The sequence below is a fragment of the Elstera litoralis genome (assembly GCF_000963705.1).
Taxonomy (GTDB): domain Bacteria; phylum Pseudomonadota; class Alphaproteobacteria; order Elsterales; family Elsteraceae; genus Elstera; species Elstera litoralis.
Window position 1 is genome coordinate 1 of the sequence record NZ_LAJY01000047.1, and the last position, 9,670, is coordinate 9,670.

Here is a 9,670-nt window from a genome sequence, read left to right on the forward strand (position 1 = left end):
GGGCGACTGGGGTGTTTTGGCGGATTGCCCTCCAGACGCTGTTATTGTGGCCACGTCGGAAAAACTCCCTGTTGCCCTTTGCCAGCGCGAAGGGGCGGTTCTGCGTCCGAGCCGCGTTTTTAACCTTCAACGGGAGACACCCGATGTCGATTACCGCTGAGCGCAAGACCGCTCTCATTCAAGAATACGCCACCAAGGAAGGCGATACTGGTTCGCCCGAAGTGCAGGTTTCGATCCTGTCCGAGCGCATCCGTAACCTGACCGACCATCTGTCCACGCACAAGAAGGACTTCCACTCGCGTCGCGGTCTGCTGGTCCTCGTCGGTCAGCGCCGTCGCCTGCTGGATTACTTGAAGCGCAATGACCACGGTCGCTATGCGACCCTCATTCAGCGTCTTGGCCTGCGTCGCTAATCTGCGCCGCTGGATGGATGCCTAACACCGATCCGCTCCTTGGACACAAGGGGCGGATCGTTTGCTTTTAGCGTATAAGGTTACGCGGCTGACGCGGGGGACTGCCCTCACCGGAGCCGCTTTTGGGCCGGACTGAAGCCTTTTTTTCGAAGGGTCCGGCGCAGGGTGGGGCGGGCTGCATCCTGGGGGAAACCCAGCCCGCGCGAAGAGGTAGGCGATGAGCGCCCCCTTCGCACGAACGACCGGAAGGAATGACCATGTTCAATGTGTTTAAAAAAGAAATTCAATGGGGCGGCCGTACGCTGACGCTGGAGACGGGCCGCATCGCCCGTCAAGCCGATGGCGCCGTGCTGGTGACCTATGGCGAAACCACCGTGCTCTGCACGGCCGTTTTCAACAAATCGGTAAAGCCGGGCGTGGATTTCTTCCCGCTCACGGTGAACTACCAAGAAAAAACCTTTGCCGCCGGTAAGATTCCGGGTGGTTTCTTCAAGCGCGAAGGCCGCCCGTCGGAAAAGGAAGTTCTGGTCTCGCGCCTGATCGACCGTCCGATCCGCCCGCTGTTCGCCGATGGGTTCCGCAATGAAACCCAGGTGGTTTGCACCGTTCTCAGTCACGATATGGAAAATGATCCCGATGTCGTCGCGATGATCGGCACTTCCGCCGCGCTGACGATCTCCGGTGCGCCGTTCCTTGGCCCGATCGCCGCCGCGCGCGTTGCCTATATCGATGGCGCTTACGTGCTGAACCCGACGCCGACGCAGGTCAAAGATTCGTCCCTCGACCTCGTTGTCGCCGGCACCGTCGAAGGCGTGCTGATGGTCGAATCGGAAGCCAAAGAGCTTTCGGAAGAAATCATGCTCGGCGCGGTGAACTTCGGCCACGATAGCTTCCAGGTGGTGATTGACGCGATCATCGATCTCGCCAATGCCGCCGCCAAGGAACCCTATGATCTGCCGGCCCCTCCGGAAGCCGAAGCCGCGATCGCGGCCCGTCTGAAGGATATCGCCAGCGCCGGTCTGACCGCCGCCTATTCGGAAGTGCAGAAGCAAGCGCGCTACGAAAAAGTCGGTGCTGCCAAATCGGCTGCCGTCGCCAAGCTGGTCGAAGAAGGTTTCGCCGCCGATCTCGTGTCCGCCAAATTCAAGGATTTGGAAGCCGAAATCGTCCGGGGCAATATCCTCGCCACCAAGCGCCGCATCGATGGCCGCGATCTCGTGACCGTCCGTCCGATTGTCGCCGAAGTCGGCGTGCTGCCGCGTGCCCACGGCTCGACCCTGTTCACGCGCGGGGAAACCCAGGCGCTCGTCGTCGCCACCCTAGGCACCGGCCAGGATGAGCAGATCATCGACGCGCTCGACGGCGAATACCGCGAAAACTTCATGCTGCATTATAATTTCCCCCCCTATTCGGTTGGGGAAGCGGGCCGCATGGGCTCGCCGGGCCGCCGCGAAATCGGTCACGGCAAGCTCGCGTGGCGCGCGGTGCATCCGGTTCTGCCGGAGAAGGAAAAATTCCCGTACACGATCCGCGTCGTCTCGGAAATCACCGAATCCAATGGTTCGTCCTCGATGGCCTCGGTCTGCGGCGCGTCGTTGGCGATGATGGATGCGGGCGTTCCGCTGCTGCGCCCGGTCGCCGGGATCGCCATGGGTCTGATTAAGGAAGGCGAAAAATTCGCCGTTCTCTCGGACATTCTGGGCGATGAAGATCACCTGGGCGATATGGACTTCAAGGTTGCCGGGACCGAAAACGGCGTTACCGCGCTGCAAATGGACATTAAAATCACGTCCATTACCCGCGACATTATGAAGATCGCCCTGGAGCAAGCCAAAGACGGCCGTCTGCATATTCTCGGCGAAATGGCCAAGGGGCTCGATGCGCCGCGCGGTCAGGTTTCGGCCAATGCGCCGCGCGTGACCAGCTTCCAGATCCCGAAAGACAAGATCCGCGAAGTCATCGGCTCCGGCGGTAAGGTGATCCGCGAAATCACCGAAACCACCGGCACCAAGATCGACATCGAAGACGACGGCACGATTAAAGTGGCGGCCAGCGATCCCGAAAAGGCGCAAGCCGCCATCGATTGGATCAAAGGCATCGTTGCCGAGCCGGAAGTCGGCGTGATCTACACGGGTAAAGTGGTGAAAACGGTCGATTTCGGCGCGTTCATCAACTTCCTCGGTAGCCGCGACGGCCTCGTGCATATCTCCGAACTCGCCCCGAAGCGCGTCGCCAAGACCGAAGACGTGGTGAAGGTCGGCGATAGCGTGAAGGTGAAATGCCTCGGCTTCGACGATCGCGGCAAAATCCGCCTGTCGATGAAAGTCGTCGATCAGGAAACCGGCGAAGATTTGTCGAAGAAAGAAGATTTGGACGCGTAAGGCTTCTGCTTTCTGGGATGGGGATGCAGAGGCGCTGCCTCTGCGCTCCGGTTAAGGGGCAGTCGCCCCTTAACAATCCCGGTGCCGATAAAGAACGCTTCGAGGGAACTCGGGGCGTTTTTTTATGAGCTATTTTTCGCTTAACATACTACGTTACCCGTAGTACGTTTTCCCGTGATTAAGTCATGGGCCAATAACGTGACCCGGCGGTTTGCCGAAGACGGCAAAAGCAAATTTTCGGGGATGGATGAAGGGACCGCGATAGAGTTGCTGGCAATGCTAAATGCAGCAACCTCTCCCGCCGATCTTAGCCCCCTGAAATCCGTGGGGCTTCATAAGCTCTCTGGGAACCGGGAGGGCCAATGGGCTATGACGATCAATAAGGCGTGGCGACTTTGCTTTAAATTCGAAGACGGCCATGCCTGGGATGTTGAGATTGTTGACTACCACTGAGAGGGCACCGCCATGATCGCCGTTCATCCGGGACGCATTTTGAAGCGCGAGCTACAGGCGCGGGCCTTATCCGCCAATAAGCTTGCGCTCGCCCTGCGGCTGCCCTCAGGCCGGATCACCGATATTCTGAACGGCAAGCGGGGCGTATCACCCGATACCGCCCTGCGTCTCGCCCGCTATTTCGGCAATAGTGCCCGTTTCTGGCTCAATCTTCAGACGGACTTCGAGCTTGCCGTTGCCGAGCGGGAAACCGGCGCGCGCATTCTGGCCGAAGTGAGCCCCGCCGAAGCGGCTTAAGACGGCCCCTCATACTTCCACAGCCGCCAGAACCCCTTCTCCGCCACCAGCGCCCAGCCGTGCTGGGTCGGATCGTCGCCCAAATATTTTTCCACATAGTTCGGCCAGTCGCAGAACCAGATAATGTTGTTTTCGCGCAAATAGTCCCACATGCGGGCCTGATAGGGCACCGCCGCGCGGTTGACCTTGCCGTCGACATTCACTGAACTGGGGCGGAAATACCCAAGCGTGCCCGATTGTCCGGCGGCGACGCGGGCATCGTCCGGCACATGCTCTTTAATCAGCGCCAATTGCTCGAAATAGACGGTTTCGACGTGCAAGGTTTTGCCCGTTTGCGCCATGAGGGCCGAGGCGAGGGTTGGCGCGGCCAAGATCCAGAAGGCGAGGGCGGCGAGCTGCGCGCGGCCCCGGTCCTGGGCCACCCAGGGCGCGAGCAGCCAAGCAAGGCCCACGGTCGCCAGCAATACGAAGAAGAAGAGATAGCGGTAATAGAACCAATAGGCGATGAAGCTGAAGCCATAATAGAGGCAGAGCACCAAGAGCGCGCCCGCCAGCAGCGCCGCGAATTCCCAGGTACGGCGCGGTTTCGGCTCCTTCTGCGCGAAGGGCTTGCGCTGGCCGAGCGCCCGCCAGAACCCCCAGAGCAGCCCGCCGCCCACAAGGGCGCGTAAGAGCGACAGAAGAATGCCATCGTGGAACATCTCGTCCCACTGGCCGAGCCAAAGTTGCGGCAGTCCCGCGACGCCCAAGGCCCAGAACACCCAGCGCAGGCGGCGTTCATTGATCGCCCATTCCTGCTGCGCCGTGCCGCTGGTCGGCATCAGGCTGCCGAATTCGAGAGAGTTATAGGCCCACCAGGGGGCGGAAATCAGCAGCGCGGCCAGCCCCATCGGAACGAGGCGCTTCAGAGCCGCGACCACCCCAAAGCGCCGGGTTTCCTGCCACAGGAGCCACAGGCCGAAGAGCGCCGCGAAAATAGCGGCATCGATACGGGTCAGCACCAGCAGCCCCAGCAACGCGCCGATCCACAGCGGCCCGTTCTTGCGCTCATAAACGCCCTGCTGCCACGCCCGCCACAGGCCCGTATAGCCCAGCATCAGCAACCCGGTTTCGAGCCCGTTGAAGTGATGCATGAAGGTCAGAAAGCCGCTGAGATAGAGCAGGGTCGCCATCCACCCGCGCGTCGCCCTCTCCGCCGGGGTGCCGCCCGCGCCGTCGCGGGCAATCCGCCCGAGGATGAGCGCCGTTGCAATCCAAATCGCCCAGGACAGGCCGAGGACGAGCCGAATGCCCAGCTTCTCGTCGCCGCCTGCCAGCGCATAGGCCCCAGCTTCCATAAAGGTGAACAGCGGCTGAAATCCATTGGTCGGCAAACTGCCGTCGATGGTTACGCCGCGCCCGACGGCGATATTGCGCGCCACCGACAGGCTATAATAGGAATCCTCCGTCAGCGGCGTTGTGAAGATCACCGCATCGGGGCGAAAAGCGAGCAGCCCGCCCACCGCCACGAGGATCAGCGCCAGAATACGCGCGGCACGCGGCCAAGCGGCAGAAACGACAGCCATCGAGCGGAACTCACCTAGACCTAGCGGGACAAGAACAAAGGGGCTACTGTCGCACCCAACACCGAGCGCTTTTATCCCAGATGCGCGCGGGTCTGTCTATTAACGGTGCGAGAGTATGGCGCAATCGATGGAAGTGGGTTTGATTTTGATTGGCCTCGCGGCCTTGCTGTTGGGGCTGCTGTTGGGCTGGCTGATTGCGCGCAGCCGCACCGGCATTCTCAGCGCCCATCTGGAAGACCGCGACAGCCGCCTTGCCCGCCTGGAAGCCGATCTCACCGACGCCAGCGATTCGATTGGCGATTTGCGCGCCGAAAAACGCCGAACTGCGCGTGCTGCTCGAAACCGAAAAAGCCCGCACTGGCGAAAATCTGGCCCTGCTGGACGATGCCCGCCGCACGCTGACCGACCAGTTTCGAGCCCTGTCCACCGATGCGCTGGCGCGCTCCAACGCCAGCTTCCTGCAATTGGCCGAAGAGAATTTCGGCAAACTTCAGATGGCGGCCAAGGGCGATCTCGATCAGCGCGGGCAGGCGATAGCCGCCCTGCTGCAGCCGGTCGTCGAACACCTCGGCAAGCTCGACACCAATCTGCGCGAGATGGAGAAAACCCGCGAGGGTGCCTATCACGGCCTACGCGAGCAAACCGCGCTGATGCGCCAGCTCTACCACGAACTCAAATCCGAAACCGGCAACCTCACCCGCGCCCTGCGCGCGCCCACCGTGCGCGGACGCTGGGGGGAAATTCAGTTGAAACGCGTCGTGGAGCTCGCGGGCATGCTCGACCATTGCGACTTCCAAGAACAGGTGCAAACGCCGGAAGATCGTAAGCTGCGCCCCGATCTGGTCGTGCGCCTGCCGGGCGGCAAGACCGTGATCGTCGATGCCAAAGCGCCGCTGGAAGCCTATCTGCTAGCGGTCGAAGCCACCGACGATGATACGCGCCGCCTGCACCTGCTGCACCACGCGCGCCAGATCCGCACCCATATCAAAGCCCTGTCGGAAAAAACCTATTGGGAGCAGTTCAAGGGCAATACACCGGAATTCGTTGTGCTGTTCTTGCCCGGCGAGCATTTCTTCGCGGCTGCCTTGGAGCATGACCCCAGCCTGATCGAAGCCGGGGTGGAGCAAAGCGTGATTCTCGCGACGCCGACGACGCTGATTTCGCTCCTGCGGGCCGTCGCCTACGGCTGGCGGCAGGAGCGGTTGGCCGAAAACGCCCGCGAGATTGCCGCCCACGGGCGCGAGATGCACAAGCGGCTCTCCACCTTCACCGAGCATCTTTCGAAGATCGGCAAGGGGCTTGAATCGGCGTCCAGCGCCTATAATAGCGCGGTCGGCGCTTTCGATAGCCGCGTGCTGGTGCAAGCGCGCAAACTGGCGGAGTTCGATACCGCCGGGCTGGGCGACAGCCTGGAAACGCCGCCGCCGGTCGAAACCGCGCTGCGCTGGAGCAGCGCCGTCGCCAGCCTGCCGGGACCCAGCAACAATGGATGAAACCGCCCTCGCTAGCTTTTTCGCCCAGCAGCGGCTCGCCATCATCGAAGGCTATATCAAGGCCGGGCGGGCGTTTGAGGGGCTCAGCCCCGAGGAGCTTCAGATTGCTTGGCGCGAAAGCTTCATCGCGCTCGCCGACGACCCCAGCTATGGGCCGATCTTAAGCCGGATCGCCGGGCTCGAATCGGAGTTCGGCCTGCGCCACACCGCCCCGGATTTTACCGGGCTCGAAGACACGATGGCGCAATTGCAAACACGCATGGCCGAGCAGTACCGCAAGGAAGCCGAAGCCGATCCCGAAATGTTTGCCGAGTTTACGGCAAGTCTGGAGGCGGAGATTGAGGCGGCAGCCCTGCCGGTGCCGAAGGAGCAGCAGAACTAACGCGTCGGAACCGGCTTCTCGCCGCGATAATCGTAGAAACCGCGCCCGGCTTTACGCCCGAGCCAGCCGGCTTCGACGTATTTTACCAGCAGCGGACAGGGGCGATATTTGGTGTCCGACAGGCCATCGTGCAGCACCTGCATAATGGCAAGGCAGGTATCGAGCCCGATGAAATCCGCCAGTTCCAGCGGCCCCATCGGGTGATTCGCGCCGAGCTTCATGGCGGTATCGATGGCGACGACCGAGCCGACGCCTTCATACAGCGTATAAATCGCCTCGTTAATCATCGGCAGCAGAATGCGGTTGACGATGAAGGCTGGGAAATCTTCCGACACGGCGACCGTCTTGCCCAAGGATTCCGCCAGGGTGCGCACGCGCGAAAACGTGTCTTCGTCGGTCGCAATACCGCGAATCAGCTCGACCAACTGCATCACCGGCACCGGTTCATAAAGTGCATGCCGATGAACTTGCCGGGCCGGTCGGTGGCGGCGGCAAGGCGGGTGATGGAGATGGAGGAGGTGTTGGAGGCGACGATGGCTTCCGGCTTCAGGTAGGGCACCAGGGTTTTGAAAATCTCGCGCTTCAGCACTTCATTTTCGGTGGCGGCTTCGATGACCAGATCGGACTGGGTGAAGGCGGTATACTGGGTGCCCGTAGTGATGCGCCCGAGGGCGGCCAGCTTCTCCGCCTCGGACAATTTGCCGCGGGCGATTTGCCGGTCGAAATTCTTGCCGATCAAGGCCACGCCTGCGGCCAGCTTCTCGTCGGCAATATCCAGAATATGCACCGGGTAGCCTGCGGCTGCGAAGACCTGAGCAATCCCGCTGCCCATTTGGCCCGCGCCGATGATACCGATGGTGTTCATACTGGACTCCCTTTTCGACAAAAAAGCCCTTCGCACCTGCGATGCGAAGGGCTTGCAGCTTACCCAGGCTTAGGCGCTGCGGTCTAGCTCCTCTTTCAACTCCGGCACGGCTTTGAAGAGGTCGGCCACCAGGCCATAGTCGGCGATTTGGAAAATCGGGGCTTCTTCGTCCTTATTGATCGCCACGATCACCTTGCTGTCCTTCATCCCGGCGAGATGCTGGATCGCGCCCGAAATGCCGACGGCGATGTAAAGGTCGGGGGCGACGATCTTGCCGGTCTGGCCGACCTGATAATCGTTCGGCACGAACCCGGCATCCACCGCCGCGCGGCTGGCACCGACCGCCGCGCCGAGCTTATCGGCCACGGCTTCGAGAAGCTGGAAGTTCTCGCCGTTTTGCATCCCGCGCCCGCCGGAAATGACGATCCGCGCCGAGGTGAGTTCTGGGCGTTCCGACTTCGACAATTCTTGACCGACGAACTTCGATTTGCCCGAGCCCGCAACGGCAGCGACCGCTTCCACTGTGGCCGACCCGCCGGTCGCGGCAGCCGCATCGAAGGCCGTGCCGCGCACGGTCATCACCTTAATCGCATCGGCGGATTTCACCGTCGCCAGCGCGTTGCCCGCATAAATCGGGCGCACGAAGGTGTCGGCGCTCTCAATGGCAACCACTTCGGAAATCTGCTGCACGTCCAGCAAGGCCGCCACGCGCGGCAGCAGGTTCTTGCCGAAGGTAGTGGCCGAGGCGACCACGGCGTCATAACCCTTGGCGACCGACACGACGAGCGGCGTCAGTGCTTCGGCGAGGCCGTGGCATAGTCGGCGCTATCGGCGCTCAGCACTTTGGAAACGCCCGCGATGGCTTTCGCCGCCTCGACCGCAGCGCCAATCCCGGCCCCAGCGACGAGCACATGCACGTCGCCGAGCTTGGCGGCTGCCGTGACGGCATTAAGCGTTGCGGGCTTCAGGCTACCCGCTTCTTGTTCGGCAATAACGAGAACGGCCATGATTAGATCACCTTCGCTTCAGTGCGCAGCTTCGCCACAAGGTCGGCCACCGAGGCCACCTTAACGCCGCCCTGGCGCTTCGGCGGTTCGGTGACTTTCAGCGTAGTGAGGCGCGGGGCGATATCGACGCCAAGGCTGGCCGGATCGATCACGTCCAGCGGCTTTTTCTTGGCCTTCATGATGTTCGGCAGCGAGGCGTAGCGCGGCTCATTGAGGCGCAGATCGGTGGTGATGATCGCGGGCAGGCTGATGGCGAGGGTTTCCAAACCACCGTCGATTTCGCGCGTCACATTGGCTTCATTGCCCGCAACCGCCACTTTCGAGGCGAAGGTTGCCTGCGGCCAATCGAGCAGGGCGGCGAGCATCTGGCCGGTCTGATTGCTATCGTCGTCGATCGCCTGCTTGCCGAGAATGACAAGCTGCGGCGCTTCTTTATCCACAACCGCTTTCAGCAGCTTGGCGACGGCGAGCGGCTGCAAGTCCGCATCGGTCTGTACGAGAATGCCGCGATCGGCCCCCATCGCAAGCGCGGTGCGCAGGGTTTCCTGGGCTTGGGTGACGCCGAGGCTGACGACGACCACTTCGGTGGCAATCCCGGCTTCTTTCAGGCGAACCGCCTCTTCGACGGCGATTTCGTCGAAGGGGTTCATCGACATTTTGACGTTGGCGAGATCGACACCCGTCTGATCCGCTTTGACCCGGACCTTGACGTTATAGTCAATTACGCGCTTCACCGCGACGAGTAGCTTCATTGCTGCGAATTCCTCCGCCCACCGATGTTTTTCTGGTTTGGGACTCTGTTCTGCGGGGCAAT

General features: G+C 61.6%; 8 protein-coding genes and 2 pseudogenes. 6 read left to right on the plus strand and 4 right to left on the minus strand.

Annotated elements, in window-relative coordinates:
- Positions 1 to 143: 143 nt before the first annotated feature.
- From rpsO to VZ95_RS02710, 4 genes are all read left to right on the plus strand, one after another.
- Positions 144 to 413 carry a 30S ribosomal protein S15 gene (gene rpsO / locus VZ95_RS02695; protein WP_045774514.1) on the plus strand — a complete coding sequence of 90 codons (270 nt, stop codon included), beginning with the start codon at positions 144 to 146 and terminating at the stop codon, positions 411 to 413.
- 251 nt (positions 414 to 664) lie between these two features.
- Entirely contained in the window at positions 665 to 2,794 is a 2,130-nt protein-coding gene (gene pnp / locus VZ95_RS02700; RefSeq protein WP_045774507.1) for a polyribonucleotide nucleotidyltransferase, read from the plus strand.
- A 174-nt stretch (positions 2,795 to 2,968) separates the two neighbouring features.
- Positions 2,969 to 3,247 carry a type II toxin-antitoxin system RelE/ParE family toxin gene (locus VZ95_RS02705; RefSeq protein ID WP_045774508.1) on the plus strand — a complete coding sequence of 93 codons (279 nt, stop codon included), beginning with the start codon at positions 2,969 to 2,971 and terminating at the stop codon, positions 3,245 to 3,247.
- Between the two features lie 12 nt (positions 3,248 to 3,259).
- Positions 3,260 to 3,544 (plus strand): HigA family addiction module antitoxin, encoded by a 285-nt coding sequence (locus VZ95_RS02710; protein WP_045774509.1) that lies wholly within the window; start codon positions 3,260 to 3,262, stop codon positions 3,542 to 3,544.
- Here VZ95_RS02710 and VZ95_RS02715 read toward each other — a convergent pair.
- The gene (locus VZ95_RS02715; protein WP_045774510.1) at positions 3,541 to 5,109 is read right to left on the minus strand and encodes a hypothetical protein; all 1,569 of its coding nucleotides are present in this window, start codon (positions 5,107 to 5,109) and stop codon (positions 3,541 to 3,543) included. The genes VZ95_RS02710 and VZ95_RS02715 overlap by 4 nt on opposite strands.
- 293 nt (positions 5,110 to 5,402) lie before the next feature.
- Between VZ95_RS02715 and VZ95_RS02720 the strand changes: the two genes are divergently transcribed.
- Both VZ95_RS02720 and VZ95_RS02725 read left to right on the plus strand, forming a co-directional pair.
- On the plus strand, positions 5,403 to 6,602 hold the full coding sequence (locus VZ95_RS02720; RefSeq protein WP_052711428.1) for a DNA recombination protein RmuC: 1,200 nt from the start codon (positions 5,403 to 5,405) through the stop codon (positions 6,600 to 6,602).
- Positions 6,595 to 6,984, plus strand: a complete 390-nt coding sequence (locus VZ95_RS02725; protein WP_045774512.1) for a hypothetical protein — start codon at positions 6,595 to 6,597, stop codon at positions 6,982 to 6,984. The genes VZ95_RS02720 and VZ95_RS02725 overlap by 8 nt, the downstream gene beginning before the upstream one ends.
- Here VZ95_RS02725 and VZ95_RS02730 read toward each other — a convergent pair.
- The 3 genes and pseudogenes from VZ95_RS02730 to VZ95_RS02740 form a co-directional block, all read right to left on the minus strand.
- A pseudogene (locus VZ95_RS02730) lies at positions 6,981 to 7,849 on the minus strand (3-hydroxybutyryl-CoA dehydrogenase). The gene VZ95_RS02725 and the pseudogene VZ95_RS02730 sit on opposite strands and share 4 nt — an antisense overlap.
- A gap of 69 nt (positions 7,850 to 7,918) precedes the next feature.
- Positions 7,919 to 8,856: pseudogene (locus VZ95_RS02735) on the minus strand (electron transfer flavoprotein subunit alpha/FixB family protein).
- Between the two features lie 2 nt (positions 8,857 to 8,858).
- Positions 8,859 to 9,608 carry an electron transfer flavoprotein subunit beta/FixA family protein gene (locus VZ95_RS02740; RefSeq protein WP_045774513.1) on the minus strand — a complete coding sequence of 250 codons (750 nt, stop codon included), beginning with the start codon at positions 9,606 to 9,608 and terminating at the stop codon, positions 8,859 to 8,861.
- Between the last annotated feature and the right edge of the window lie 62 nt (positions 9,609 to 9,670).

Coding starts and splice junctions, on each gene's coding strand:
- VZ95_RS02740 (WP_045774513.1), bottom strand. CDS start 9,608: ATGAAGCTACTCGTCGCGGTGAAGCGCGTAATTGACTATAACGTCAAG.
- VZ95_RS02710 (WP_045774509.1), top strand. CDS start 3,260: ATGATCGCCGTTCATCCGGGACGCATTTTGAAGCGCGAGCTACAGGCG.
- rpsO (WP_045774514.1), top strand. CDS start 144: ATGTCGATTACCGCTGAGCGCAAGACCGCTCTCATTCAAGAATACGCC.
- VZ95_RS02715 (WP_045774510.1), bottom strand. CDS start 5,109: ATGGCTGTCGTTTCTGCCGCTTGGCCGCGTGCCGCGCGTATTCTGGCG.
- VZ95_RS02725 (WP_045774512.1), top strand. CDS start 6,595: ATGGATGAAACCGCCCTCGCTAGCTTTTTCGCCCAGCAGCGGCTCGCC.
- pnp (WP_045774507.1), top strand. CDS start 665: ATGACCATGTTCAATGTGTTTAAAAAAGAAATTCAATGGGGCGGCCGT.